We start from the raw sequence: 26,806 nt of genomic DNA on the forward strand, positions 1-26,806 counted from the left end.
TAACAGTACGTAACAATCTGTAACGACAACTAAGAAGAATAATTCGTTTTAGGAAAGCGAGGCCCTAGAAGATGAAAGCAACAGGTATTGTACGTCGAATTGATGATTTGGGACGTGTTGTAATTCCGAAAGAAATTAGACGAACGCTTAGAATTAGAGAAGGCGACCCACTCGAGATCTTTGTCGATCGAGAAGGAGAAGTAATACTAAAAAAGTATTCGCCGATTAGTGAGCTTGGCGACTTTGCAAAAGAGTACGCTGAGGCATTATTTGATAGCCTGGGGCATCCCGTGCTTATCTCTGACCGTGATAACATCGTCGCAATTGCCGGCGTGTCGAAAAAAGACTATCTAGATCGTCGGGTTGGCGAGGGGATTGAAAGTATAATGACGGGTCGAAAAAGCGTACTTATACAAAAACAAAGCTCGCTATCTATTGTTGAACACCAAGAAGAGGATCTCTCGTCCTATGCAGTGGCTCCAATTGTAGCATCTGGTGACCCGATTGGAAGTGTGATTATCTTTACAAAAGAGGGCACACTGGGTGCAGTAGAGCAAAAATCAACTGAAACAGCGGCGAGCTTCTTGGCAAGGCAGATGGAACAATAAGAATATCTGAATATGAAAAAACGCAGCCTTTTCGGTTGCGTTTTTTCTATATACAGTTAGTGGGGGATTGAACAGAAAAGACAGCTTCAAAGCAGTTTGTTATAATTACCTGTAACTATGTGTAAGAGGGGAAATGAAAGGCGAGTGGGTAGGTTAATGGAGCGGTCATCTAATGAAATGATCAAGGGAGCGGCTATTTTAACTTTGGCAGCTTTTTTCTCGAAAATATTAAGTGCATTATATCGCGTTCCCTTTCAAAACATAGTGGGAGATACAGGTTTCTACATTTATCAGCAGGTTTATCCTTTTTATGGTATTTTACTTGCTCTTTGTACATACACATTTCCTGTCATGATTTCAAAAATGGTGGCTGAACAGATCGATACGGGAAAAAAAGAGGATGTTAGTCGAATCCTGCAGGTCTCATTTCTTTTTTTGACAGCCGTTGGTCTAGGATGGTTTTTAGCCCTTCGTTTTGGAGCTGAGGCGCTTGCTGTATGGATGGGAGATCCTTCACTGGCCCCGTTAATTGGCCTCATGGCATACCCTTTTTTATTATTGCCTATATTGTCAACAGGCAAAGGTTGGTTTCAGGCGAATCAGAATATGGTTCCATCTGCCCTATCACAAGGCTTAGAGCAATTTGTACGCGTAGTGGTCATATTAGTCCTGTCGATCGTTTTAATGACAGCTGAGGCGGGGTTATATGCTGTTGGTATGGGGGCTGTTGCGGGATCAATTGCCGGTTCGTTTACTGGTGTTGTTGTTCTCACCTATTTCGTGTGGAAGCAAGGGGTTCGTATTGAACGGGTTCAAAGTTTGAAATTTTCACGTTTTGACTGGATGATTGTACGAAAGCTGACGATTATGGGAGGCGCTATTGGCATGGGGAGCATGATGCTGGTGCTCTATCAGCTTGTCGATGCACTTAACGTCTATGCCATGCTGGTAGCGGGTGGGGTGGAACAGGAAGCAGCAAAAGAGATTAAAGGGGTATACGATCGCGGACAGCCTCTAGTACAAATGGGCATTATTGTTGCTACCTCATTGTCCTTGACCGTAGTGCCGATGATATCATCGGCTTATGAAAAAAACCAGCATGAATATGTGAAAGAAAAAGCAAAACTTGCGTTGAAAATAGGTATTATATTTGGAGCTGCAGCAGCTGTCGGTTTAATCAATATCATTATACCGTTGAATATAATGCTGTTTCAGGATTCATCGGATTCTCATGTGCTCGCTGTATTTGTCTTGTCTGCGTTAATGGCCTCGATCATCTTAACGATCAGTGCGGTGCTGCAGGGGATGGGAAGCTTTCATTTGGCTGCTTGGTCGATCGTCGCAAGTCTTGCAGTAAAATACGGTTTAAACCAATGGCTCGTCCCATACTTTGGGACACTTGGGGCAGCGATCGCAACTGTGCTTGCAATGCTACTGGTCTTGATTGTTGTTGTCATGAGACTTCGCCGGCGCGTCGGAAGATTATTAGAACGATCTTTTTATCGCGTGCTTGCTGTCAGTTTATTCGGAATGACAGCAGCGATTCAGCTTCTTATGGTTTTTGGAGGTATGATCCCTCCAGAATTGGCCAGTACAAGGGTACAGGCAACCTTGATGGCGTTGTTGGGAGCCGCACTAGGAGGGTGGGTTTTTATGTTTGTAACATGGAAGCAAAGGTTGTTTACCAATGAAGAAGTAAAGCAAATTCCGCTGGGCAAAAAGCTGGACCGGATTTTTGGTTCTAGTGTTTAAAGAAAGCGAACATCATAAAGAATGTGTGAATTTATATAAATTGATGATATTGATACAGAGGAGACAGGTGAGATGACACTTCGAATAGAAATTATTGGACTTGGCGCAGGTGATTTAGATCAGTTGCCTCATGGTGTATATAAAAAACTCAAAAGCGCTTCACATATTGTGGCTCGAACACTCTCACACCCAGTTATATCGGCACTTCAGGAAGAAGGCGTTATTTTTTCATCGTTTGATCACATTTATGAGGCTCATGATCGCTTTGAAGATGTTTATGCTTCAATCGTCGCTTTGTTAATGGAGCAAGCGGAGGAAGGCCCTGTGATCTATGCTGTACCAGGTCACCCGTTAGTCGCTGAACAAACTGTACAGCTATTATTAGATTTGGAAAAAAAGGGGGAAATATCAATTTCCGTTGTAGGCGGTCAAAGCTTTTTAGATGATCTCTTTACTGCTGTAGGAATCGATCCGATTGAAGGATTCCAGCTTCTTGATGGAACAGCATTGCGTCGAGATCACATTCAAGTGGCGCAGCATTTAATTATTGGACAGGTGTATGATGCACTTGTAGCATCTGAAGTGAAGTTGACCTTGATGGAAAAGTATCCGGATCATTACCCAGTTACGATCGTAACTGCAGCTGGAAGTTCAGAAGAGAGAATTACAACGGTACCTCTATATGAACTAGACAGAGAGATGGAGCTAAGTAATCTGACAAGTCTTTATGTCCCCCCTATGCAGGATCAGTCTCAGGCGTATGGTGAATTCTTTCAGCTTCGTCAAATTATCGCTGCGTTAAGAGGCCCAGACGGATGTCCATGGGACAAAGAGCAGACGCATGAGTCATTAAAGCGATATTTGATCGAAGAGGCATACGAGCTTCTGGAAGCGATAGACAGCGGTGATATTGATCATATGATTGAAGAGCTTGGAGACGTGTTATTGCAGGTCATGCTTCACGCGCAAATTGGAGAGGACAGTGGGTATTTTACCATTCAGGATGTTATTTTCGGCATTTCTGAGAAGATGGTGCGCAGACACCCTCATGTTTTTGGAGACGCTACAGCGAATAGTACTGAAGAAGTTGTTCAGAGTTGGCAGGCGATAAAGCAGCAGGAAAAAGGTGGATCTCAGGAAGGAAAATCGCTGTTGAAGGGTGTTGGAGCTGGTAAGCCCGCATTGATTCAAGCATTCGAGATTCAGAAAAAGGCTGCAAAGGTAGGGTTTGATTGGGATGATCCTTCTGGTGCCTGGGATAAATTTGAGGAAGAGTGGCAGGAATTTCAGGATGAGATCGCTAATGGAGACAAGGAAGCGAGTTTAGAGGAATTTGGTGATTTATTGTTTGCCCTTGTTAACGTATCTCGTTTTCATAATATTTTTCCTGAGGAAGCCCTTATTAGGGCAAATCAAAAATTTATGGCACGTTTCTCTTATGTAGAAAAAAGGGTAAGAGAATCAGGTAATACGTTTCAGTCGTTTAGCTTGACTGAGTTGGATGAATTTTGGGATGAAGCAAAAAATAAAGGAATGTAGAAAGTAGGTATTCATATGAGACTCGATAAGTTTTTAAAGGTTTCAAGGCTTATTAAACGCAGAACACTTGCAAAGGAAGTAGCTGATCAAGGGCGTATTTCAATCAATGGTCAGCAAGCGAAAGCAAGCTCGACAGTCAAAGTTGGCGATGAATTAACGGTCCGCTTTGGCCAGCGGATTGTAACGGTTCAAGTAGATCGTTTGCAGGAAACCATGCGCAAAGAAGAAGCAATGACCATGTATAGCGTAATCAAAGAAGAACGCCTAGGAGCAACTGAATAGCTCATATAAAAAAGGATAAGTGAATGGCGTCATACCCTCTTTAGGTTGTGCATACAATGTATTGAGTAAATGCTTGTACAACAAAGCGGGGTGGATGAAATGCCGTATACTGATCCAAGACAGGAAAGGCCAGAGCATGAGATTGTGATGAGCAAAAGAGAAACACTGTCCATAACCGGTGTTCGCCATGTGGAAAGTTTTGATAACGAGGAATTCTTATTAGAGACTGTACAAGGATATTTGTCTATAAAAGGAAAACAGCTTCAAATGGTTAATCTTGATGTTGAGAGAGGACATGTATCGTTAAAAGGACGGATCGATGACTTGTTATATATTGATGAACCGGGTCCACAAGAAACAAAGGGGCTCTTTAGTAAGTTATTTCGATGATTTTAGATGCACAGCTTCTCGTAATGGCTTCAATGATTGGGGCAGGCTTGCTGATCGGCTTTAATCTAACACTGTATGATAGATATCTGAGTCCCCGAAAATCATCAAACTGGCGTTGGATTACAGATGGCTTTTTTTGGTGCCTGCAAGCGATCATTGTTTTTCTTCTGCTATTCCAGGTGAATGGCGGAGAGTGGCGTTTGTATGTACTGATATCCATTATTTGCGGATTTTCTGCCTATCAAGCATTGATCAAAAGAATAATCATCCGTGTGCTTACATTAATTGAGAAGATCATTAAATGGGTGAGCCGCGTTCTAATCATTACTTTTACTATTGTAGTTGTTACCCCGTTAAGATGGGGATGGCGAATTTTTATGCTGGTCATGGCGGGTCTTTTATCTCTTGTTTGTCGCTTGTTGTCGATCTTCTGGTGGATACTATCGAGGCCATTCGCCCCTTTTTTATCAAAAATTCCTAATTACAGGATTTTAATTGCGAAAAAGGTAAAAAAGTGGCTGAATCTGTTATATAATAGGTGATAATAAACCAGTCATAGATAAACGCATAGCCAACAGAGACCAGAAGGGAGAAGGCCACCATATGGGGAAGCCACATAAAGCGGTTACTTCGCTAGACAATCAGTACACAGTAAATCAACAGCAGATTGAGCACCGTAAAGCCCTGCACAAAAAAAGACTTATTCGCAGATTATCATTTTTTATCATTTTTGCGGTCATTATTAGTGGTGTATTAGTGTCTTCTATGGTTTCTCGAGCAAACGTTTTAGAAGCGAAAGAAGCACAAAAAGAAATATTACAAAATCAGGTAGTAGAGCTTCAAGCAAAAGAGGAGAGGCTTAAACTTGAAATTGAAAAGCTTAATGATGATGAGTACATAGCCAAGCTTGCAAGGAAAGACTACTTCCTTTCCGAGGATGGAGAAATTATTTTTAATATTCCAGAAGAAGGCAATGAAAGCTTGTCAAACCTAAAGAATGATGAAAAAAAAGATTCACAAAATGATAATAATGATTAATATGGGGTGTCGGTATGTTGACACTCTTTTTTTATGTTGGCTATAATGGACAGTAAGCTCTATTTTTTATTTTTCTAAGGAGGATCATTTTTTTTATGTCAATCGAAGTAGGCAGCAAAGTACAAGGTAAAGTGACAGGCATCACTCATTTCGGGGCATTCGTTGAATTGCCTGGAGGTTCAACAGGGCTTGTGCATATCAGTGAAGTTGCGGACAACTATGTCAAGGATATCAACGAGCATTTAAAAGTAGGCGACGAAGTAGAAGTCAAGATCTTAAATGTTGAAAAGGATGGCAAAATTGGTTTGTCTATTCGTAAGGCAAAAGATCAACCACCGCAACAGACTACACAGCAGCAACGTCCGCGCAGTAACCGAGGGACCGATCAACGTGGTGGCCGTAATAATAGTGGCCCGGTAGGAAGAGAGACATTTGAACAGAAAATGGCTCGTTTCCTAAAGGATAGTGAGGATCGCCTGACTTCTCTAAAACGTAATACGGAATCAAAACGTGGGGGTAGAGGAGCTAAAAAAGGGTAACTAGCTGTCGTTTCGTACATCCGGAAGACATGGATAATCTTGATCAGTCGATATAACAATACGTTTAAAGTGGGGCCAATTATGTAGTTGCGGCTCCGCTTTTTTTATTTATAAAGGAGTATAGGTGGAGGATGTCGTAATGTAATAGGTAGATCAAGAGAGGAGTGATTGATTATCTTAAAGGTTACTTGGTTATCTCATTGTGAACAGTATTTATCTTGGCTTTTGGAATTAAAGGAAATGGAAGACTATGTTTGGTTCGCACCAATTGAAGAAGGTAAATGGTCCACTGCCGCCATTATTTCGCATCTTCAAGCCTGGGATGCTTATACCATAAATGAAAGGCTTTCATTTATGAAAGAGGGCGCCTTGTTGGAGAATTTCCCTGATTTTCAAGAATTTAATGAAAAAGCGAGAACCGAAGCACATAATGGACAATCAAAGGAAATGCTAATCGATCTTGCATACATAACAAGAGTAGACTTAATGAATCTGATAAGTGACCTGGCTGATGAGACATTGTCTGCTTCATTTTCTATCGGAGACCATTCTTTAACCATTGAGGAATACTTAAGAGATTTTATGGAGCATGACCTTCACCATCAGGAACAAATAGAAATGATGAAAAAAAGTTTGTGAAAAGCTCCGGATTTATGAAGTCCTTGGAAAAAGATCAGTCCTCTTGAAAGTTTGAAAACTCATTTAGAAGACGGTTCTTTCTATGGAAGACAGGAAAAACCGGAAATCTTAATTTCGACAGTCAGATTCTACCCTATGTTGTATACTAAAAATCAACAAATGAAATCAATCAAGGAGGGATCGTGTATGACTGGAACAATCGCGGCCGTTATGACTTTATCGATTCCGGTTATTGCGATCATAACAACCCATTTAGAAAAATAGACTAGAATGAAACGTGATATGTTGAAAGATGATCTGGAACTCGAAAGGCTTAAGCAAGAAAATTATCTAATCGAAACATAGAAGCTTAGGCTCGAACTTGAACAAAGGCAGCTTGAGGATTCATGATAAGAGAACAAGCCGCTCTATTTTTAAATATTGTCGATCATATAAACGCTAGCAGGAATGTTCATGGTCCTGCTAGCGTTTTTTTTTTTGTGTGTATGGAAATGATGAAGTTTCATTGTTTGATGGATAAAGTTGATGTCGATCGAGATGAAGATAAGTAAAAGAGGGATTGGAGTTTTACTCCAATCCCTCTTTTACTTATGCTTGTTGCAGCTAAAAGAACCATTCTTTATTATGTAATGACCCGTACGGGATTCGAACCCGTGTTACCGCCGTGAAAGGGCGGTGTCTTAACCGCTTGACCAACGGGCCTAAAAGTAGTGGCGGCAGAGGGGATCGAACCCCCGACCTCACGGGTATGAACCGTACGCTCTAGCCAGCTGAGCTACGCCGCCATATAAAAGTATTCTCTGTGCTATTTATAAGATGCTCCAACGACTCTCAAGACTATACAATCGCCTTTTCTTTCTTATTAAGCACAAGTTCTATAATACATAGCTGTGGAACGAGTGTCAATCATATTTTGATTTTTTTAAAAGAAAAAAAACAGAGAAAACAAACGTCTTTTTCTTCCTCTATTTCTGAGACGAATGAGCACTTTTCGACGTGTTGTCTGAGGGGAAACAGGCGAAAACAAGAAAGGTTTCTCGAAATGATGATCTTCTCAAAAAAACGTCGAACGATTTTATTGTTTTGTCCCTGAATTATGACAAACTCCCGTGGAACTTTTCTTTTATAATTACTCGCAACGAGAAGAGATAAGGGGTGGAGTAAATGGCCAAAATACAAGAGGCTAACTTAGACGTGACGAACTCGATTTCAATGTTTCACTCGAAAAAAAGAATACCTCTTTGGAAAAGTCGTCTAAAAGTAATGTTCGCTCAGTGGATGTTTCAACGAGGTGTTCTCCATCTAATCGTAAGCGTTTTACTAGGACGAGCATTATTTCTATCGCAATTTACTCCTTTTGCCCTGCCGATGTTTGCTGTCATCTTTATGGTCAGTCGAGATAAATCCCTCCTTGTAGCGGTCGGTTTAGCGGCAGGTGCTTCTACACTCGGTGTTTCTCAAGGTCTCTATACGCTAGGCTCAATCCTTCTCTTTTGTTCAATACAATTTATATTCAAAAAGTGGTTATCGTCAAAACGACTTTTCCTTGCATTGACAGTCATATTGTCTGTCGTGATTTCAAGGTTTGTCTATCTCGCTATTCAATCTTCTGTACCACTCAATTGGGTGGATGGAGTGATGGTCGCATTTGAAGCGTTATTAGCTGGCGTATTAACGCTTGTTTTTCTACAGGGCATTCAACTGGTGATGACAAAAGCAAGAAAAAGAACATATGAACCAGAAGAACTGGTCGCGATCGCGATTGTAGTGGCCTCTGTTGCTACTGGATTTATTAGTTTTACCGTCGGAGGTTTGGCGGTTGATCATGTCATTACTCGTTACGTTGTTATTGCGGCAGCACTTGTTGCGGGGGCAATGATTGGGTCCACCGTGGGCATAGTGACGGGACTCGTCTTCTGCTTGGCCTCTGTTATTCATTTACCAGAGGTAGCGATCTTGGCAGTGGCGGGTCTTCTTGGGGGTTTGTTGAAAAGTGGAAAAGCTACCGGTGTATCTCTTGGATTAATGATGGCAACGCTCCTCATGGGTCTTTTTTATGGCCAAGGGGCTGCGCTTGAATATTCCCTTTATGAGTCAGCTGTGGCGGCGCTGGCTTTATTCCTCACGCCGAAGAGTTGGTTAGCGGCAATCGGGAGACATATCCCTGGGTCAGATGCTCATGAGAATGACCAGCAACTATACGCAAGAAAGGTGCGTGATGTAACGGCAGAAAAGGTGCAAAAATTCTCTGATATGTTTGATACATTATCCAAAAGCTTTGAATGCAAGGAACAAGAGCCGGGTCTAAAGGATATGTCTATTTCAATTGACGAAACGCTAGGTCGTGTTACAGAACGAACATGTCAAATGTGCTTTAAAAAGGATTACTGCTGGTCTGCCCATTTTGATCGAACCTATGATTGGATGACCCAATTGACCCTTCCAGACAAGGAACCGCTTATACAATGGAAAAGCTTATGTGTAAAAGCAGAGCAGGTGCAAGAGGCCTTTGAGCAGGAGTCTGCGAAACGTGAAGTGCATCTTCATATGAAAAAGCAGATGCTTGAGAGTAATCAGTTTGTATCCACTCAGCTGCAAGGTTTATCCGCTGTCATGAAGGATTTTGCATACGACCTGCAGCGGGAAAATGAAAAGCATGAAAAACAAGAGGAGGAGATGCTGCAGGCACTAAGAGAATTCGGGATTCATGTGGACCAAATAGATGTTCATAGCCTGGAGTATGGTCAAATTGACGTGGATGTCATGCTGCCGTTCCAGGAAATACATGGTGAATGCGAAAAATTAATTGCTCCGATGCTTTCATCTATTTTGAAGGAAACCATTATTGTTTATCAAAAAGTGGATATTCCTTCGCCTTATGAGGGAATGGTTGTTACATTCCGTTCTTCTAAAGCCTTTAAAGTAAATATAGGGATTTCACATGCAGCCCATGGGGGAGGGCTGATTTCTGGGGATAGCCATGCAGCTGTACATCTTCATGGCGGGAAATATGCAGTTGCGATTAGTGATGGGATGGGCAATGGCGAGAAAGCACAAAAGGAGAGTGAAGAAACGCTGCAGCTGCTAAGACAAATGCTCGAGGCAGGAATCGAAGAAGAATTAGCCATTAAATCTGTTAACTCAATCCTTACCGTTAAACGCACAGGGGACATGTATTCAACAGTAGACCTTGCAATGATTGATTTGCAAACGGGTAAAGCAAGATTTTTGAAAGTTGGTTCTGTACCAAGCTATATAAAAAGGGGAAAACAGGTTAAAACAATTGAAGCAAGCAATTTGCCAATGGGCTTTTTTAGAGATCTTGATATGGATATCCTTGAAGATCAGCTAAAAGCAGGTGACCTATTAATTATGCTTAGTGACGGTGTGCTTGAAGGGACGAGGTTTATTGAAAATCCGGAAAGGTGGATTAAAAGGCAAATTTCAGAACTGAAAACATCAGATCCTCAGCAAGTAGCCGATATTTTAATGGAAGCCGCTGTTCGAACATCCGGCGGTGAGATTGAAGATGATATGACCATATTAACCGTGCAGTTCCAGCATCAATTGCCAAAATGGGCAGCTATTCCTTCTGCTGTTAAAACAGGTTAAATAATTTTCGTCGTATATGAGTATGGATTACGCGGAAGAATTGGTACAATAAAACCATATCTTCCTTTGATCATCGGGGGGAAGTAAGGAAAAGGAGAACCAATATGCAATCCTTCAAAGCGAAAATCCGTTCATATTGCGAACAGCATGAGCTTTTTACACCGGGTGAAAAGGTAGTGGTGGCTGTTTCTGGAGGACCAGATTCCATGGCTATACTCCACTATCTTATGCATGAGTCTCTTTATTATGTAAATATTGAGGTAGCGCATGTCGATCATTTATTAAGGGGCGAAGAATCGGCAGCGGATTGCACCTACGTGAAAACTTTCTGTCAACAGCATGGATTGCCCTTTCATGCTGCGACTCTTCATATAAAAGAACGGATGCAACAATTGAATAAGGGGCTTCAAGAGACAGCTAGAGAGGAGCGTTACGACTATTTAGCTGAAGTAGTAAGGAAGACAGGCGCCAAAAAGCTTGTCTTGGGTCATCACGCGGATGATCAGGTAGAGACGATATTGTTCCGTTTAATCCGCGGTTCAACGATGAAAGGGCGGGCTGGTATTCAAGCGAAACGTCCTTTTCATAAATCGATGCTCGTACGCCCCTTTCTTCCTGTTACAAAAAATGAAATCGAACAATATTGTGAACACTATCAGTTGAAGCCTCGTCGTGACAAGAGCAATGAGGCTGATTATTATATGCGAAATCGCTTGAGACATCACGTAATTCCCCTGCTGAAGGAAGAAAATCCAAGGCTTCATGAACACTTTCTTCGCTACAGCGAAGAAATAACAGAGGATGAAGATTGGATGACAGCTGAGGCGGAAAAGCGGCTTGCCCGGCTGATCATACTGCAGGAGCCTCAAAATATTAAGGTGAATCAGGAAAATTGGAACCTCGAGGCTCTTCCTTTACAAAGAAGAATGATTCATCTAATATTGAATTATCTTTATGCGAAAGTACCTATTTCCCTTTCTTCTGCACATACGGTAGCGATTAATAAGTTATTCAAACAAAATCATCCATCAGGAGTCATTCATTTGCCAGATGGATTACTCGTTACGCGCTCCTACTCAACCGTTTCCTTTTATTTTCAAAATGAAAGAGAAGCGCTGCTTCCCTTTCATTTTGAATTAGAAATCGGGCAGGCCATTTACTTGCCGGATGGATCGACAATGGAATTGGTAGGGGATGCAGAAGGTGAATCTGGAAACTTTCCCTTTGACCTGCTTAAACTGGATTCTGCTCAAGTGGAATTGCCGTTAATTGTTCGTACACGACACAAGGGCGACAAAATTCAACTTAAGGGGCTGACTGGTTCTAAAAAGCTAAAAAGCTTGTTCGTAGATGAGAAAATTCCACTTGAACAGCGGGATCAATGGCCGATTGTGACCGATGCAAACGGAAGGGTGCTTTGGGTTCCTGGCTTACGCACTGCGAATGGTGTTAACGAGCCGAAGAACGGTGCCCAGGCATATACGCTAATTTACAACAAGGACTACCTAGGGGGACATATTTCGTGTTGAATCAAGATATTGAGAAAGTACTGTATACGGAAGAACAGCTGCAAGAAAAAATTAAAGAGCTTGGCAGCCAGCTAACAGAAGAGTATAAGGACAGTTATCCGCTTGTAATCGGTGTCTTAAAAGGAGCACTTCCTTTTATGGCTGATTTAATTAAGCGAATGGACGTTTACCTTGAGATGGATTTCATGGATGTGTCAAGCTATGGGAACTCAACAGTCTCATCAGGTGAGGTTAAAATTATCAAGGACCTTAATACGAAAGTAGAAGGCAGAGACATTTTGATCCTCGAAGATATCATCGACAGCGGTTTAACTCTTAATTATTTAGTCGATTTGTTCCGCTACCGCAAAGCAAAATCCATTAAAATTGTCACATTGCTTGATAAACCATCTGGAAGAAAAGCGGATGTGAAAGCTGATTATGTTGGTTTTGTCGTACCAGATGCATTTGTGGTAGGCTATGGATTAGATTATGCAGAACGCTACCGCAACCTCCCATATATCGGAATTTTAAAGCCTGAAATATATACGGATGCTGAATGATGTATGACTCAAAAAAAGTACGGCGAATGAAGTGTGCAGCCGCAGTTGTAAATGGTTGTAATGCTTTCTTTCTCTATGATACTATTGTTATTAGTTTCTTTGACTGTGGGAGGAGGTAAGGGATGAACAGGATATTCCGCAATACCATATTTTATTTATTAGTATTCTTGGTTATCATTGGGATAGTTGGTTTGTTTAACAATGGAAACCAGCCGAACCAAGAACTCACATACGGGAAATTCATTAATGAATTGAATGAAGGTAACGTAAGTGAAATTGACATACAGCCCAACCGAAGCGTGTATAACGTACGCGGAGAGTTGAACGGTTATGAAGAGGGCGAATTTTTTGTAACAAACATTCCGTTAGAGGATACTGAGGTATTAGACACAATTCGCGAGATTGCTGCGTCTACTGATACAGTTGTTAACTATCTCGAAGCTCCTGAAACAAGCGGATGGGTGACATTTTTAACAACCATTATTCCTTTCGTAATTATTTTCATCTTATTCTTCTTCTTATTGAACCAAGCTCAAGGTGGCGGAGGCCGCGTGATGAACTTTGGTAAGAGTAAAGCTAAGCTTTATACAGAAGAAAAGAAAAAGGTTCGTTTTAAAGATGTAGCAGGGGCTGATGAAGAGAAGCAGGAGCTTGTAGAAGTTGTTGACTTCCTTAAAGACCCTCGTAAATTTACCGAAGTTGGTGCACGCATACCAAAAGGGATCCTTCTTGTAGGACCTCCTGGTACTGGTAAAACATTGCTTGCTCGTGCAGCAGCTGGAGAAGCTGGAGTACCATTCTTCTCCATTTCAGGTTCTGACTTTGTTGAAATGTTTGTCGGGGTCGGAGCATCTCGTGTGCGTGACCTTTTTGAAAACGCAAAGAAAAATGCACCTTGTATCATTTTCATTGATGAAATTGATGCGGTAGGCCGCCAGCGTGGAGCAGGTCTTGGTGGTGGTCACGATGAGCGTGAGCAAACCTTGAACCAATTGCTTGTTGAAATGGATGGATTCGGTGGAAATGAAGGAATCATTATGATTGCTGCTACCAACCGACCAGATATTCTTGATCCAGCACTGCTTCGTCCAGGTCGATTCGACCGTCAAATCACGGTTGATCGTCCCGATGTAACAGGTCGTGAAGCAGTTCTTGAGGTCCATGCTAAAAATAAACCACTTCATGACAATATTGACTTAAAAGCAATTGCACAAAGAACGCCAGGATTCTCGGGTGCTGATTTAGAAAACTTATTGAACGAGGCTGCTCTTGTAGCTGCGCGTCGTGACAAGAAAACAATCGATATGAGTGATATTGATGAAGCGACGGATAGAGTAATTGCCGGCCCAGCGAAGAAAAGCCGCGTCATTTCTCAAAAAGAGCGAAAAATTGTCGCGTTCCACGAAGCGGGACATACCATTATTGGTGTTGTTCTTGATGAAGCGGATATGGTGCACAAAGTAACAATCGTTCCACGTGGTCAAGCAGGCGGATATGCTGTTATGCTGCCAAAAGAAGATCGATACTTTATGACAAGACCTGAACTGCTAGATAAGATTACTGGCTTGCTCGGTGGTCGTGTTGCTGAGGATATCATTTTTGGCGAAGCCTCTACTGGTGCTTCAAACGACTTCCAGCGTGCAACAGGAATTGCTCGACGTATGGTTACCGAGTTTGGTATGAGTGAAAAGCTTGGTACACTTCAATTTGGTCAATCTCAAGGACAAGTGTTCTTAGGTCGTGACTTTAACAGCGAGCAAAATTATTCGGATCGTATTGCATATGACATTGATACTGAAATTCAAGCGATTATTAAAGAATGCTATGAGCGTGCAAAAACAATTCTTACAGAAAATCGTGAAAAGCTTGAGCTTATCGCAGAAACACTGTTAAAAGTTGAAACACTTGATGCTGCTCAAATTAAGCACTTGGTTGATCATGGTACATTGCCGGATCGTGTTTATGACAGCTCTATTGACGAGAATTCGACCCTAACGAATGAAAAAGACGTTGTTGAATCAAAGCCAGTAGAAGTGAAAGACGAAACTTCTGATGTTTCACCAGCTGAAAAAATTTCTGATGAGGCAACAAATGATGCTCCAAAGAAATTTGGACCAACACCAACAGAAGATCGTAAAAAAGAAGATTAAAAAAAGGCGCCGAATTACCGGCGCCTTTTTTTAATGAAAATAAAAGCTCGAGTAACAGCTTGAAAAAAAGAATTATGATATGATGTTTTCAGTGTGAATAATACGATGAGCGTGGTGACAAATATGATTTTTGTGGTGGATGTTGGAAATACGAATACGGTTTTAGGGGTTTATGAAGAAGATCGTTTAAGCCATCATTGGCGTATGGAGACAAATCGTCATAAGACAGAAGATGAGTATGGCATGATGGTGAAAAATTTGTTTGAGCATGTTGGTATAACGTTCGATCAAGTTGATGGTATTATTATTTCTTCTGTAGTACCACCAATTATGTTTGCGTTAGAAAGAATGTGCCAAAAATATTTTGATTTGGGACCGTTAGTGGTAGGGCCGGGAATAAAGACTGGTCTTAACATTAAATATGACAATCCGAAAGAAGTAGGCGCTGACAGAATTGTCAATGCTGTCGCTGGGATTCAGGATTATGGCGGTTCACTTATTATTGTCGACTTTGGTACCGCAACTACCTATTGCTACATCAACGAAAACAAAGAATATATGGGTGGTGTCATTGCACCGGGGATTGGGATCTCAACAGAAGCGTTGTACTCAAAGGCGGCCAAGCTTCCTCGTATTGAAATAGCTCGTCCAGACCACATTATAGGTAAGAGTACTGTAACAGCCATGCAAGCGGGTATTGTTTATGGCTATGTGGGGCAGGTTGAAGGAATTGTTTCGAGAATGAAAAACGAGGCGCAAAGTCAAGTGAAAGTTATTGCAACTGGGGGATTAGCCTCTCTTATTGCAAACGAGTCCAGTGTAATCGATCACGTTGATCCGTTTTTAACGTTAAAAGGACTTCAACTTATTTATAAACGCAACATGGAATAGCGGAGGGAGAATTTATATGTCTGATTATATGATTCGCGCACTAGCCTACGATGGTCAGGTTCGTGCGTTTGCGGTTAATACTACTGAAACAGTGAGTGAAGCACAAAGACGCCATTATACGTGGCCAACTGCATCAGCTGCGCTAGGGCGTACCATGACTGCTGGTGTGATGATGGGAGCTATGCTTAAAGGGGAAGAAAACCTTACAATTAAGGTTGAGGGAAATGGTCCGATTGGTCCAATCCTTGTTGATAGTAATGCAAAAGGCCAAGTAAGAGGATACGTTACAAATCCTCAAACACATTTAGATTTAAATGCACAAGGAAAGCTCGATGTAAGGGGAGCTGTTGGTGCAGAAGGAACGCTAACGGTCATAAAAGACCTAGGAATGCGCGAAAACTTTTCAGGTCAGGTGCCGCTTGTCTCTGGTGAGCTAGGTGAGGACTTCACTTACTATTTCGCTTCGTCTGAACAAGTGCCTTCTTCTGTTGGAGTAGGTGTTCTCGTAAACCCGGACAACACAATTTTGGCTGCCGGCGGTTTTATTCTTCAATTGCTGCCTGGAGCAGATGAGGCTGTTATTGAAGCAATTGAACAGCGCTTGGGTATGGTGCCTCCTGTTTCCAAGCTAATTCAACAAGGACTGACACCTGAGCAAATTTTAGAAACCGTTCTTGGAGAGGGAAATGTAAAAGTACTGGATTCGCTTCCTGTAACCTTTCACTGTAAATGCTCGAAGGAACGATTTAGTACAGCGATTATTAGCTTAGGTAAACAAGAAATCAAAGAAATGATTGAAGAAGACGGAAAGGCAGAGGCTCAGTGCCATTTCTGTCACGAGGTCTACCATTACAGTAAAGAAGAACTTGAAAGCTTCCTGGAAGAGGCTAGATAAGTGCTTATGATGACGGATTTGCGAAAAAAACGTCTTAAATCAAAGCCGCTGTTATATATTATTGTTTTATTGTTGTTAACAAATATCATTACACTCATTGCATGGGTTTCTAAGGATAACACTGCAGAATCGTCAGAAGTTGTTGCTACCGTGGGTGATGAAGAAATCACTAGACAGGAGTGGCTGCATGCCATTGAGCTTCGATATGGAAAAGAGGTTCTTCAGCAGCTTGTAAACCAAAGTGTAATGGATCAATCAGCAGAAAAATATAATATTGTTGTTTCAGATGAAGAGCTTGAACAGGAATTTTCATTGCTTCGCTCAGTTTTAAATGTGTATGATCAAGCGTTCTTATCAAACGAAGAGGTATTGAAGGAGCAGCTGAAAACTGAACTCATCCTTGAAAAATTGATTACAAATGATGTTGAATTTTCAGAGGAAGAAGTCCGATCTTATTACGAAGAAAACGAGTCGTTATATGCCATTCCTGCGATGTATCGCATATCACAAATTGTGGTAGCAACGGAAGAGGAGGCTTCTCAGGTATTGGGAGAGCTGGAGGATCAATCTTCTTTTGAAGTGTTAGCAAGGGAGCGCTCCATTGATGAAGTCACAGCTAGCCAAGGAGGAATGCTGGGCTATGTCCCTGAAAATTCTACTTCAATAGAAGAGAAAGTACTTACGGCTGTCCGATCATTGAGCGACGGAGAATGGAGCACTCCGATTTCAACTGATCAAGGATTTGTCATTGCCTATTTACACGAAACAACAGCCGGTGTGTCATTCGACTTTGATGAGGTTAAATCACGTATTGAACGACAATTAGCTCTAGATCAATTAAATGTACCAGTAACACCTGAGTCATTTTGGAATGAATTTTCGATTGACTGGTTTTATGGTGGCATGCAATAAAGTGAACTGAGATACCAAAAAACTCTTACAAACTCTGAACATTTTTTATAATGGACAGGTATTCGTAGAGGAATTGGTATCTTTTTTATCTTATTGGTTGCAATCATTCTGAAAAATTGGTAAATTTGGTATAGAGGAAAACCGATCACATTACTTGGAATTAGGAGTGAAAAAATGGTGCGTATAGCGAATAACATTACTGAATTAGTTGGTCACACACCGATTGTAAAATTAAACCGAATTGTTGAGGATGGCTCAGCAGATATTTATTTGAAGCTAGAGTACATGAATCCTGGCAGCAGTGTAAAAGACCGTATAGCACTGGCGATGATTGAAGCTGCAGAGGAAGCGGGCGATTTGAAGGCAGGCGATACAATTATTGAGCCTACAAGTGGAAACACGGGAATTGGTCTGGCAATGGTGGCAGCTGCGAAGGGCTATCGTTCAGTATTGGTTATGCCTGAAACAATGAGTATGGAGCGTCGTAATCTGTTGCGTGCATACGGAGCTGAGCTTGTGCTAACACCTGGTCCAGATGGTATGGGTGGTGCGATTCGCAAAGCAGAAGAAATTGCAAAAGAAAAAGGTTACTTTATGCCGCAGCAATTTAAAAATATCTCAAATCCTGAAGTACACCGACGCACTACAGGAAAAGAAATTGTTGAGCAAATGGGCGATCAGCTTGATGCGTTTATTTCTGGAATTGGAACTGGTGGAACCATCACAGGTGCTGGGCAGGCATTGCGTGAAAAATATGATAGCATTAAAATTTATGCGGTTGAGCCAGCTGATTCACCGATCCTTTCAGGCGGTAAGCCAGGACCACACAAAATCCAGGGAATTGGAGCAGGCTTTGTACCGGATATCCTTGATACGAAAATATACGATGATGTCATTCAAGTAAAAAATGAAGAAGCATTTGAAATAGCTCGTAAAGTGGCTAAAGAAGAAGGAATCCTTGGCGGGATTTCGTCCGGAGCAGCTATTTCTGCAGCATTAAAGGTCGCTAAAGAGCTTGGGGCAGGAAAAAAAGTATTGGTCATTATTCCAAGTAACGGCGAGCGCTACTTAAGCACACCACTTTATCAATTTGAAGATTAATAATCCAAACAGACCCTTTGTTGAACAAAGGGTCTGTTTTTTTGCGTGAAATAAGTAAGAGAAGGTCAAATGCAGCAGCATGGCATACTCTGCGCTGGAACCGAACAGATTAGAAGTTGTAAGCCCCGACAAGCGCAAGGCGATTTCCAGGGAGGCAGTTCTTAGCCTCCATAGGAAAGAGGCTTGTGACCTCAAGGGGCTAGGCACTGGAACTAGACAGATAGAAAAGTGGAAGTGCCTGTTAAGCCCCGACAAGAAAGAGGTTTGTGACCTCGAGGGGCTAGACACTGGAACTAGACAATAAAAAAATACAAGTCGACCTTCTGCGACATTTCTTGTGAATCCATCGCCGTGATCGTGTATCATGAAGGGGGAAAGAAAAATGAAAGGTGCAGCTTCAGGGTACCTTGCAAACCTTAGCTGATATTAGTTTTAGTTGGAATGGGAAAAAACGTTAGATGGAGAGTGACGTCAACATGGCAAAATATACAGTATCGTACCGTACTATGCGTACAACACACGACACTTTTTTTCATACATATACAAGGATGAGCGCACAAGAAACACGCCATATTTTTTTGGAGAGCGGCCGCGGCGGACGTTATAGCTTTGCGGGTATACACCCGTTTGCTTGGACAGTTGGGAAAGAGAATAGCCTAACGGTTTATGAAAACGAAGAAAAAACACAACTTGAGGGTGATTCGCTACACCAGCTTGTTGAGTGGATGAAGCAATACAAAACAGATAGAAATTCAGAGCTTCCTGACTTTCAGGGAGGTGCTATTGGCTTTATCAGCTATGATTACGTGAGGTCCATTGAGCGCTTGCCATCCATTGCAAAAGATGAACATGGCTTGCCGGATATATGCTTCATGCTTTTTGATCAATGGCTTGCATTTGATCAACACACCAATCAGCTTTACTTTATGATGCTTCACCAAAATGATGTAAGTGTGGAGAATCAATTAGACGAATGGATAAGCGAGTGGGGGAAGCATGAAACTAATTTTGAGGAACATACGGATATGTTCACTACTGCTCAATTAGGTGAACATGCTGATGAAATGTCCGTGTCGATGGATGAACAATCATTTCAATCGGCAGCAGAAGCAATCCGTACATATATTTCTCAGGGCGATGTGTTTCAAGTAAATCTATCAGTTAGACAATCAAAAAAGCTGAAGACATCAGCCTTAGATGTTTATAGAAAGGTTCGCTCGTTTAATCCTTCACCGTATATGGCGTATATGGAGTGGCCTGATTTCAACATTGTCTCTGCTTCACCTGAGCTTCTTGTTAAAAAAGCGGGCCAAAGCCTAAGTACGAGACCAATCGCGGGGACACGCTCTCGCGGCAAGGACGAGGCTGAGGATGAAAAATTAGCAAATGAGCTTATTCAAAATGAAAAAGAACGGGCAGAGCACGTGATGCTCGTCGATCTTGAACGAAACGATTTAGGAAGAGTAAGCCAATATGGAACTGTTGAAGTCAATGAATTTATGGTGATCGAAAAGTACTCTCATGTCATGCATATCGTGTCAAATGTTCAAGGACAATTGAACCCTATTTACAATGAAGCAGATGTAATTCGTGCGGTCTTTCCTGGAGGTACGATCACTGGAGCTCCGAAGGTTCGTACAATGGAAATTATAGAAGAGCTAGAGCCGGTAAGAAGAGGACTTTACACAGGCTCGGTTGGATGGATCGGATTTAACGGGGATATGGAATTAAATATTGTGATTCGTACTATGCTTGTTAAAGATGGAATAGCTCATGTACAGGCGGGAGCAGGAGTTGTGATTGACTCCCACCCGGCCAGAGAATATAAAGAATCGTTAAAAAAAGCACAGGCGCTCTGGAAAGCGAAGGACTTAGCAGAAGGGAAGGAGGAAAACGCATGATACTCATGATCGATAATTATGATTCCTTTACCTACAATCTTGTTCAATTTTTAGGTGAATTGGGAGAGGAGTTGGTCATTCGTCGGAATGATGAGATCACGATAGAAGAAATTGCTGAGCTATCCCCCCGTTATTTGATGATTTCCCCAGGTCCATGCAGTCCGAATGAAGCGGGAATAAGTTTGGAAGCCATTCGTTCTTTTGCAGGCATTATCCCAATTTTAGGCGTATGCCTGGGTCACCAATCTATCGCACAAGTGTTTGGTGGTCGTGTAGTTCGATCGGAGCGGCTTATGCACGGCAAAACATCACGTATTCATCACGATGGAGAAACGGTTTATAAAAACATGCCCAACCCTTTTACGGCTACGCGTTATCACTCACTTATTGTTGAAAAGGAAACATCTCCAGAGGAATTGATTGTAACGGCTTGGACAGAGGAAGGAGAGATTATGGGGCTCCGTCACTGCAAGCTTGCGGTTGAAGGTGTTCAATATCATCCGGAATCGATTATGACGGAGCAAGGGAAAACCCTTTTGCGTAATTTCCTAGAGACCTATCGATCATTCGTTCCGAAGGGAGCAAATGTGAAATGAAGATATGGATAAATGGGGAGGTGATGGCTGCTGAAGAAGCAACCATCTCCCCTTTTGATCACGGATATTTATATGGTCTCGGTGTGTTTGAGACATTTCGGACATACAATGGTCACGCTTTTCTAATTGGTGATCATCTTGATCGTTTGCATGCCTCTTTAAATGAAATGGGCATTCGTTATCATATAAAGAATGAGGAAGTAGCTCAAATGATTGAGAAGCTGCAAACGGCAAACGGAGGAGAGGATGGATACTTTCGGTTGAATGTGTCCGCGGGAGTAAGGGATATCGGCTTGTATCCTGATCCGTATGAAAGTCCAACGGTGATTCTTCTGCAAAAAGCTCTTCCGCCACAAACAACCAAAGGAAAAGAGGGTCGTTGGCTAAAGCTGTCTCGCAATACGCCGGAAACGGATATTCGCTTAAAATCGCATCATTATTTTAATAATCTGGCTGGTCGCAGAGAGATTACGGACGGTACTGTGGTAGAGGGCCTATTTTTAACAAAAGAAGGCTATGTGGCAGAGGGCGTTACCTCCAATCTCTTCTGGATAAAAAATCAAACGCTTTACACACCTTCGATCGAAACAGGTATCCTGCCGGGCGTAACACGGCAGTTTATTTTAGCCATTACTGAAAAAGCAGGCTTGCGCATCGAAGAGGGCCTTTATTTAAAAGAAGCTGTACTAAAGGCTGAGGAAGTGTTTATCACCAATTCTATTCAGGAAATCGTGCCAATTCACAGCATTGACCACCTTCATTTTCAAGGAACAGAAGGAAAATGGACAAACCACCTGAAAGCTATTTACTCCCAGAAGACGAGTACGCTGATCCGGTCAGCTGATTATGTAACAATGAAAGAGCAGTAAAAGGAGGTTTTGGATTTGACAGTGCTGACTTGTGGCAGCCATACGTTTGATTTAAGTAAAAGAACGCTTATTATGGGAATTTTAAATGTAACACCTGATTCCTTTTCAGATGGAGGGCGATTTAATGAGATAGAACGTGCCGTGGCACATGCGAAAGAAATGGTCGCAGCTGGTGCAGATATCATTGATATTGGCGGTGAATCTACTCGTCCTGGTCATGAAGCAGTGCCCGCAGAAAAAGAGATTTTACGAGTTGTTCCGATGATTGAAGCAGTATTGAAGGAAGTGGACGTGCCGATATCGATTGATACATATAAAGCAGCAACTGCCGAAGCTGCTGTCAAGGCGGGTGCATCGATTATTAATGATGTGTGGGGAGCGAAGCGAGAACCAGCCATTGCGGCGGTTGCTGCTCGTTACAATGTCCCGATTATTTTAATGCACAACCGGGAAAACCGAGATTATCAATCCTTTATTGAAGATGTAACAGCTGATTTGCAGGAAAGTATTACGATTGCTAAAAAAGCGGGTGTAAGAGAGAATCAAATCGTGTTAGATCCAGGAATAGGGTTTGCGAAGGAGCATCATCATAATATTGAAATGATGCGGGGGCTTGATCGTATAGTAGAGATGGGATATCCGGTTCTGCTTGGGACCTCAAGAAAATCAATGATTGGAAATGTATTGGATCTGCCTGCTGCTGAACGCACGGAAGGAACAGGTGCAACGGTTTGTTTTGGGATTCAAAAGGGCTGCCATATCATGCGTGTACATGATGTAAAAGAGATAAGCAGAATGGCTAAAATGATGGATGCATTAATCGGAAAGGGTGAGCCGGTTGGATAAAATTAAAGTAAATGACATGGAGTTTTACGGTTATCATGGTGTTTTTGAGGAAGAAAACAAACTAGGTCAGCGCTTCAGAGTCAATGCTACTCTTGAATTAGACTTGTCAAAGGCTGGGACTTCAGACAACGTGCAAGACTCCATTAACTATGCGGATGTTTATAAACTCTGTAAGGAAGTGGTTGAAGGAGAATCTTTGAATTTGGTTGAGTCTGTCGCGGAACGTATCGCTTCTAACATGCTTAATCGATTTGAGAAGCTTCATCAATGTACAGTTGAAGTAATTAAGCCTGATCCGCCGATACCCGGGCACTATAATTCGGTCGCGATTGAAATCACAAGAGGGCGTTCATAAAAATGACGTCTATTGCTTACTTGTCACTTGGATCAAATATGGGTGATCGTCTAACCAACCTGAAGGCAGCGGTTCGCCGGCTGCGGACCTTTGAGGAAATAGACGTTACAGCCGTATCGTCTATTTATGAAACTGACCCAGTGGGATTTACGGATCAGGAAGCTTTCTTAAATATGGTGCTTGAGGTTAAAACCTCTCTCATAGCTGAAGAACTGTTTCAGAAATGTTTGCAGGTTGAAGCGGCACTTGGTCGTGAACGAATGATTAGATGGGGGCCCCGGACTATAGATCTTGACATTTTACTGTATAATGACGACGATGTGGAGTCAGAGAATCTAATTATTCCGCATCCACGGATGCATGAACGCAGCTTTGTTCTCATTCCGCTTCTTGATGTGAATCCGGCGCTTGAACATCCGGTTTTGAAAAAGCAGCTGAAGGAGATCTTTCAAGCTTTAGAGGATCATGAAGGCGTGCGATTATGGAAGTTAACCCAAGGAAGAAGCGTATCGGCCTTTCTTGAAGGCTAGAAGGATTGGATTATCCGTTTAATATAATAGGAATCTGGAGCACTGGCTGTCAGTAGGATCATGCTTGTGAATCAGAAAACCCTGAGTAACTTGAGCCGAGTGAAAAGATTAATTAAGTATGCTTTAACCTGGAAGGGAAGATTAGTCTGGGGAAGCATGCAAAAAGAGGAACTACCGTTGCTTGAAATTGGTGACATTCAATTGAAAAACCGAGTTGCACTTGCCCCGATGGCAGGTGTGTGTAACTCGGCTTTCCGTTTAACAGTGAAAGAATTCGGTGCTGGTTTAGTTTGTGCAGAGATGATTAGCGATAAGGGTATTGTTACTCAAAATGAAAAAACAATGAATATGCTTTACATCGATGAACATGAATAACCATTAAGCCTTCAAATTTTTGGAGGGGAAAAGGAAACGCTTGTCCAAGCTGCTCAATTTGTTGATAAAAACTCAAATGCAGCGATTATTGATATTAATATGGGTTGTCCGGTAAAGAAAATTACAAAATGTGACGCAGGAGCAAAATGGCTATTGGACCCGGATAAAATTTACGAAATGGTTTCAGCTGTTACAGCAGCAGTTGACAAGCCTGTAACAGTTAAAATGCGTATGGGCTGGGATGAGGATCATATCTATGCTGTTCGTAATGCACGAGCGATCCAAAGTGCAGGCGGAGCGGCAGTCGCTCTTCATGGCCGTACACGGGTGCAAATGTATGAAGGATATGCAAACTGGGATATTATCCGTGAAGTAAAAGAATCGGAGGATATTCATGTTATTGGTAATGGGGATGTGCAAACACCGCAAGAAGCATGCTTGATAAAACAGGTGTTGACGGTGTCATGATTGGCCCATCTGCTTTAGGCAATCCATGGATGATCTACAACACCGTTAACTATCTTGAAACAGGCGAATTATCTCCAGAGCCATCAATCCGTGAAAAAATGGATGTTGCGATTTTGCATTTAGATCGTTTGATTCAATTGAAAAATGAGGATATTGCTGTTCGTGAAATGCGTAAGCATGCTTCTTGGTACTTGAAGGAAATTCGCGGAAACGCGAAAGTGAGAAATGGAATTAATGCGTGTGATACACGTGAGGAGCTTGTGAACCTTCTAAACGATTTTGCTGAAGAAGCAACTGCTAAACAAGCAGCGCAAGTGGGTTAATACTATTTTTACAATCAAACTGCCGTTCCAGAGATCGGCAGTTTTTGCGTTTAGCGTGAAGAGTGTGAGACACTCTAGGAACTTTAGGGGTGTAACCCTGCATTATATTGTGTAGAATAGATAAGTAAATGTGTGTGAATCCGGTCTGAGACCTTGATCCATAGAATAATTAATCATAAGGAGTGAACAAGATGAGTCACGAAGAAATGAATGACCAGCTACGCGTGAGACGCGACAAAATGGAATCTATTCGCGAAAAAGGAATGGATCCGTTCGGCAAACGCTTCGATCGTACGCATGGTTCTAACGATATAAAAGCTCAATACAATGAGTATGCAAAAGAACAATTAGATGAAATAGAAACGAGCGTAACTATTGCAGGTCGTATTATGACAAAGCGCGGAAAAGGAAAGGCTGGTTTCGCTCATATTCAAGACCTTCAAGGGCAAATCCAATTGTATGTACGTAAAGATTCGGTTGGTGAGGAAGCTTACGAGTTGTTTAATACAGCTGACTTAGGAGATATTGTTGGTGTTACGGGAAGTGTGTTTCGTACACAGGTTGGAGAACTGTCCGTTAAAGTTAAAAGCTTTGAGCTTTTATCAAAAGCCTTGCGCCCGTTACCAGAAAAATTCCACGGTCTAAAAGATGTTGAGCAGCGCTACCGTCAGCGATATCTTGATTTAATTACAAGTGAAGAAAGTAAAAATACGTTTATTTTGCGTAGCCGTATCATTCAAGCGATGCGCCGCTATTTAGACCAAAACGGCTATCTTGAAGTAGAAACACCGATGTTACACTCGATTGCCGGTGGAGCTGCGGCACGTCCGTTTATCACGCATCACAACGCGCTGGACATGGAGCTTTACATGCGTATAGCGATTGAACTTCACCTAAAGAGACTAATTGTTGGTGGATTAGAGAAAGTGTATGAAATCGGCCGCGTATTCCGTAACGAGGGAATTTCTACACGGCATAATCCAGAATTTACAATGATTGAGCTTTATGAGGCCTATGCAGATTATCAAGATATTATGAATCTAACTGAAAACCTTGTATCTCATATCGCGAAAGAAGTATTAGGTACAACGGTTGTTCCTTATGGGGATCATGAAGTGGAATTAACGCCAAACTGGACTCGTTTGCATATGGTCGATGCGGTTAAACAGGTAACTGGAGTTGATTTCTGGCGGGAAATGAGCAATGAAGAAGCTCATGCCATTGCTAAAGAGCATGGGGTTGAAGTGAAGGATTCAATGGAATACGGGCATATCGTCAATGAATTCTTTGAGCAAAAGGTAGAAGAGACGCTTGTTCAGCCAACATTCATCTATGGTCATCCGGTAGAAATCTCTCCTTTAGCAAAGAAAAATCCGGATGATCCTCGTTTTACTGACCGTTTCGAGTTATTCATTGTTGGTAGAGAATATGCCAATGCCTTCACGGAGCTGAATGACCCGATTGATCAGCGCGAGCGTTTTGAAGCTCAACTGGCAGAAAAAGCAGCCGGTAATGATGAAGCGCATGAAATGGATGATGATTTTGTGGAAGCGCTAGAGTACGGTATGCCTCCAACAGGCGGATTAGGTATCGGTATCGATCGTTTGGTCATGCTTTTAACAAACTCTCCATCTATCCGCGATGTTCTTCTATTCCCATTGATGCGTCATCGTGACTAAGATGTAACCTAGAGACTGCCCTTGATGGGTGGTCTTTTTTTGCTTTCTTCTATTATATAAAAGAGAAACTGAAATTATAGGAAATTGAAGCAGGGTACTTGAACGTCTATTTCCAGTAAAAGAGATTGATCTTGTATAAACCATTCTAGTATTCTGCAATAAAAAATAGCATCAAAAGTAATTTTATATTTTTTTTAAAAAAACTATTGCAACGGTGTTTATAGCGTGATATATTATTATTCGTTGCTAAGGAAATTACAAGCACTGAAAAAACAACAAAAAGAAATTCAAAAAAATTGTTGACATCATATAGTGAAAAGTGTTATGATGAATTGGTCGCTTAAAACGATGCAACGCACAAGAAATACTTTGAACCTTGAAAACTAAACAACCTAAAACGTCAACGTTAATTCTTGATTTAAGTAACATTTAAGAGCTACATCAA

General features: G+C 41.8%; 25 protein-coding genes, 2 tRNA genes and 1 pseudogene. 26 read left to right on the forward strand and 2 right to left on the reverse strand.

Annotated features, from left to right (window positions below):
• Positions 1-71: 71 nt before the first annotated feature.
• From spoVT to KP78_RS20410, 10 genes are all read left to right on the forward strand, one after another.
• Entirely contained in the window at positions 72-608 is a 537-nt protein-coding gene (gene spoVT / locus KP78_RS00265; RefSeq protein WP_041085328.1) for a stage V sporulation protein T, read from the forward strand.
• Between the two features lie 144 nt (positions 609-752).
• A complete protein-coding gene (locus KP78_RS00270; RefSeq protein WP_162835559.1) occupies positions 753-2,360 on the forward strand; it encodes a putative polysaccharide biosynthesis protein in 1,608 nt (535 codons plus the stop codon).
• Positions 2,361-2,432: 72 nt separating this feature from the next.
• On the forward strand, positions 2,433-3,899 hold the full coding sequence (yabN, locus tag KP78_RS00275; protein WP_041085332.1) for a bifunctional methyltransferase/pyrophosphohydrolase YabN: 1,467 nt from the start codon (positions 2,433-2,435) through the stop codon (positions 3,897-3,899).
• A 15-nt stretch (positions 3,900-3,914) separates the two neighbouring features.
• Entirely contained in the window at positions 3,915-4,181 is a 267-nt protein-coding gene (locus KP78_RS00280; RefSeq protein WP_041085334.1) for an RNA-binding S4 domain-containing protein, read from the forward strand.
• Between the two features lie 99 nt (positions 4,182-4,280).
• The gene (yabP, locus tag KP78_RS00285) at positions 4,281-4,571 is read left to right on the forward strand and encodes a sporulation protein YabP (protein ID WP_041085363.1); all 291 of its coding nucleotides are present in this window, start codon (positions 4,281-4,283) and stop codon (positions 4,569-4,571) included.
• The gene (gene yabQ / locus KP78_RS00290) at positions 4,568-5,113 is read left to right on the forward strand and encodes a spore cortex biosynthesis protein YabQ (RefSeq protein ID WP_041085336.1); all 546 of its coding nucleotides are present in this window, start codon (positions 4,568-4,570) and stop codon (positions 5,111-5,113) included. The genes yabP and yabQ overlap by 4 nt, the downstream gene beginning before the upstream one ends.
• A 61-nt stretch (positions 5,114-5,174) precedes the next feature.
• Positions 5,175-5,609: an FtsB family cell division protein gene (locus tag KP78_RS00295; RefSeq protein WP_041085338.1), complete on the forward strand. Its 435-nt coding sequence runs from the start codon at positions 5,175-5,177 to the stop codon at positions 5,607-5,609.
• 95 nt (positions 5,610-5,704) lie between these two features.
• Entirely contained in the window at positions 5,705-6,148 is a 444-nt protein-coding gene (locus tag KP78_RS00300; protein ID WP_041085340.1) for a S1 domain-containing RNA-binding protein, read from the forward strand.
• Between the two features lie 168 nt (positions 6,149-6,316).
• On the forward strand, positions 6,317-6,787 hold the full coding sequence (locus tag KP78_RS00305; RefSeq protein ID WP_052474421.1) for a DinB family protein: 471 nt from the start codon (positions 6,317-6,319) through the stop codon (positions 6,785-6,787).
• A gap of 51 nt (positions 6,788-6,838) precedes the next feature.
• Positions 6,839-7,051, forward strand: coding sequence for a hypothetical protein (locus KP78_RS20410; RefSeq protein ID WP_235420793.1), 213 nt, complete (start codon positions 6,839-6,841; stop codon positions 7,049-7,051).
• Positions 7,052-7,417: 366 nt separating this feature from the next.
• Here the strand turns inward: KP78_RS20410 and KP78_RS00310 are convergent.
• Together KP78_RS00310 and KP78_RS00315 are read right to left on the reverse strand one after the other, a co-directional pair.
• Positions 7,418-7,489, reverse strand: a tRNA-Glu gene (locus KP78_RS00310).
• A 9-nt stretch (positions 7,490-7,498) separates the two neighbouring features.
• Positions 7,499-7,572: transfer RNA gene (locus KP78_RS00315), tRNA-Met, on the reverse strand.
• Between the two features lie 379 nt (positions 7,573-7,951).
• On the opposite strand from KP78_RS00315, the gene spoIIE reads away from it, so the two are divergent.
• The 16 genes and pseudogenes from spoIIE to lysS all read left to right on the forward strand — a co-directional run bounded on the left by spoIIE (position 7,952) and on the right by lysS (position 26,361).
• Positions 7,952-10,399: a stage II sporulation protein E gene (gene spoIIE / locus KP78_RS00320; RefSeq protein WP_041085341.1), complete on the forward strand. Its 2,448-nt coding sequence runs from the start codon at positions 7,952-7,954 to the stop codon at positions 10,397-10,399.
• A gap of 104 nt (positions 10,400-10,503) precedes the next feature.
• A complete protein-coding gene (tilS, locus tag KP78_RS00325; protein WP_052474422.1) occupies positions 10,504-11,928 on the forward strand; it encodes a tRNA lysidine(34) synthetase TilS in 1,425 nt (474 codons plus the stop codon).
• The gene (gene hpt, locus KP78_RS00330; protein WP_235420792.1) at positions 11,922-12,470 is read left to right on the forward strand and encodes a hypoxanthine phosphoribosyltransferase; all 549 of its coding nucleotides are present in this window, start codon (positions 11,922-11,924) and stop codon (positions 12,468-12,470) included. Before tilS ends, hpt begins: the two co-directional genes overlap by 7 nt.
• A 122-nt stretch (positions 12,471-12,592) precedes the next feature.
• The gene (ftsH, locus tag KP78_RS00335; RefSeq protein WP_041085344.1) at positions 12,593-14,620 is read left to right on the forward strand and encodes an ATP-dependent zinc metalloprotease FtsH; all 2,028 of its coding nucleotides are present in this window, start codon (positions 12,593-12,595) and stop codon (positions 14,618-14,620) included.
• Positions 14,621-14,743: 123 nt separating this feature from the next.
• Entirely contained in the window at positions 14,744-15,511 is a 768-nt protein-coding gene (locus KP78_RS00340; RefSeq protein WP_041085346.1) for a type III pantothenate kinase, read from the forward strand.
• 16 nt (positions 15,512-15,527) lie between these two features.
• Positions 15,528-16,406, forward strand: coding sequence for an Hsp33 family molecular chaperone HslO (hslO, locus tag KP78_RS00345; protein WP_041085347.1), 879 nt, complete (start codon positions 15,528-15,530; stop codon positions 16,404-16,406).
• 9 nt (positions 16,407-16,415) lie between these two features.
• The gene (locus tag KP78_RS00350) at positions 16,416-17,318 is read left to right on the forward strand and encodes a peptidyl-prolyl cis-trans isomerase (RefSeq protein WP_041085369.1); all 903 of its coding nucleotides are present in this window, start codon (positions 16,416-16,418) and stop codon (positions 17,316-17,318) included.
• 174 nt (positions 17,319-17,492) lie between these two features.
• A complete protein-coding gene (gene cysK / locus KP78_RS00355) occupies positions 17,493-18,419 on the forward strand; it encodes a cysteine synthase A (RefSeq protein ID WP_041085348.1) in 927 nt (308 codons plus the stop codon).
• A gap of 476 nt (positions 18,420-18,895) precedes the next feature.
• Positions 18,896-20,320 (forward strand): anthranilate synthase component I family protein, encoded by a 1,425-nt coding sequence (locus tag KP78_RS00365; protein ID WP_041085350.1) that lies wholly within the window; start codon positions 18,896-18,898, stop codon positions 20,318-20,320.
• On the forward strand, positions 20,317-20,916 hold the full coding sequence (gene pabA, locus KP78_RS00370; protein ID WP_041085351.1) for an aminodeoxychorismate/anthranilate synthase component II: 600 nt from the start codon (positions 20,317-20,319) through the stop codon (positions 20,914-20,916). The genes KP78_RS00365 and pabA overlap by 4 nt, the downstream gene beginning before the upstream one ends.
• Positions 20,913-21,785 (forward strand): aminodeoxychorismate lyase, encoded by an 873-nt coding sequence (pabC, locus tag KP78_RS00375; protein WP_041085352.1) that lies wholly within the window; start codon positions 20,913-20,915, stop codon positions 21,783-21,785. Before pabA ends, pabC begins: the two co-directional genes overlap by 4 nt.
• Positions 21,786-21,857: 72 nt before the next feature.
• Positions 21,858-22,631 carry a dihydropteroate synthase gene (gene folP / locus KP78_RS00380; RefSeq protein ID WP_084219586.1) on the forward strand — a complete coding sequence of 258 codons (774 nt, stop codon included), beginning with the start codon at positions 21,858-21,860 and terminating at the stop codon, positions 22,629-22,631.
• Complete coding sequence (gene folB / locus KP78_RS00385) at positions 22,624-22,986, forward strand: dihydroneopterin aldolase (protein ID WP_041085354.1); 363 nt, start codon at positions 22,624-22,626, stop codon at positions 22,984-22,986. The genes folP and folB overlap by 8 nt, the downstream gene beginning before the upstream one ends.
• A gap of 2 nt (positions 22,987-22,988) precedes the next feature.
• A complete protein-coding gene (folK, locus tag KP78_RS00390) occupies positions 22,989-23,516 on the forward strand; it encodes a 2-amino-4-hydroxy-6-hydroxymethyldihydropteridine diphosphokinase (RefSeq protein WP_052474423.1) in 528 nt (175 codons plus the stop codon).
• A 177-nt stretch (positions 23,517-23,693) separates the two neighbouring features.
• Positions 23,694-24,682, forward strand: a pseudogene (gene dusB, locus KP78_RS00395) (tRNA dihydrouridine synthase DusB).
• Positions 24,683-24,873: 191 nt separating this feature from the next.
• The gene (lysS, locus tag KP78_RS00400) at positions 24,874-26,361 is read left to right on the forward strand and encodes a lysine--tRNA ligase (RefSeq protein WP_041085355.1); all 1,488 of its coding nucleotides are present in this window, start codon (positions 24,874-24,876) and stop codon (positions 26,359-26,361) included.
• Positions 26,362-26,806: the final 445 nt, after the last annotated feature.

Origin of the sequence: Jeotgalibacillus soli (assembly GCF_000829435.1) — a bacterium.
Classification (GTDB): Bacteria; Bacillota; Bacilli; order Bacillales; family Jeotgalibacillaceae; genus Jeotgalibacillus; species Jeotgalibacillus soli.

Coding starts and splice junctions, on each gene's coding strand:
- spoVT (WP_041085328.1), top strand. CDS start 72: ATGAAAGCAACAGGTATTGTACGTCGAATTGATGATTTGGGACGTGTT.
- yabN (WP_041085332.1), top strand. CDS start 2,433: ATGACACTTCGAATAGAAATTATTGGACTTGGCGCAGGTGATTTAGAT.
- KP78_RS00280 (WP_041085334.1), top strand. CDS start 3,915: ATGAGACTCGATAAGTTTTTAAAGGTTTCAAGGCTTATTAAACGCAGA.
- yabP (WP_041085363.1), top strand. CDS start 4,281: ATGCCGTATACTGATCCAAGACAGGAAAGGCCAGAGCATGAGATTGTG.
- yabQ (WP_041085336.1), top strand. CDS start 4,568: ATGATTTTAGATGCACAGCTTCTCGTAATGGCTTCAATGATTGGGGCA.
- KP78_RS00295 (WP_041085338.1), top strand. CDS start 5,175: ATGGGGAAGCCACATAAAGCGGTTACTTCGCTAGACAATCAGTACACA.
- KP78_RS00300 (WP_041085340.1), top strand. CDS start 5,705: ATGTCAATCGAAGTAGGCAGCAAAGTACAAGGTAAAGTGACAGGCATC.
- spoIIE (WP_041085341.1), top strand. CDS start 7,952: ATGGCCAAAATACAAGAGGCTAACTTAGACGTGACGAACTCGATTTCA.
- tilS (WP_052474422.1), top strand. CDS start 10,504: ATGCAATCCTTCAAAGCGAAAATCCGTTCATATTGCGAACAGCATGAG.
- ftsH (WP_041085344.1), top strand. CDS start 12,593: ATGAACAGGATATTCCGCAATACCATATTTTATTTATTAGTATTCTTG.
- KP78_RS00340 (WP_041085346.1), top strand. CDS start 14,744: ATGATTTTTGTGGTGGATGTTGGAAATACGAATACGGTTTTAGGGGTT.
- hslO (WP_041085347.1), top strand. CDS start 15,528: ATGTCTGATTATATGATTCGCGCACTAGCCTACGATGGTCAGGTTCGT.
- KP78_RS00350 (WP_041085369.1), top strand. CDS start 16,416: ATGACGGATTTGCGAAAAAAACGTCTTAAATCAAAGCCGCTGTTATAT.
- cysK (WP_041085348.1), top strand. CDS start 17,493: ATGGTGCGTATAGCGAATAACATTACTGAATTAGTTGGTCACACACCG.
- KP78_RS00365 (WP_041085350.1), top strand. CDS start 18,896: ATGGCAAAATATACAGTATCGTACCGTACTATGCGTACAACACACGAC.
- pabA (WP_041085351.1), top strand. CDS start 20,317: ATGATACTCATGATCGATAATTATGATTCCTTTACCTACAATCTTGTT.
- pabC (WP_041085352.1), top strand. CDS start 20,913: ATGAAGATATGGATAAATGGGGAGGTGATGGCTGCTGAAGAAGCAACC.
- folP (WP_084219586.1), top strand. CDS start 21,858: ATGGGAATTTTAAATGTAACACCTGATTCCTTTTCAGATGGAGGGCGA.
- folK (WP_052474423.1), top strand. CDS start 22,989: ATGACGTCTATTGCTTACTTGTCACTTGGATCAAATATGGGTGATCGT.
- lysS (WP_041085355.1), top strand. CDS start 24,874: ATGAGTCACGAAGAAATGAATGACCAGCTACGCGTGAGACGCGACAAA.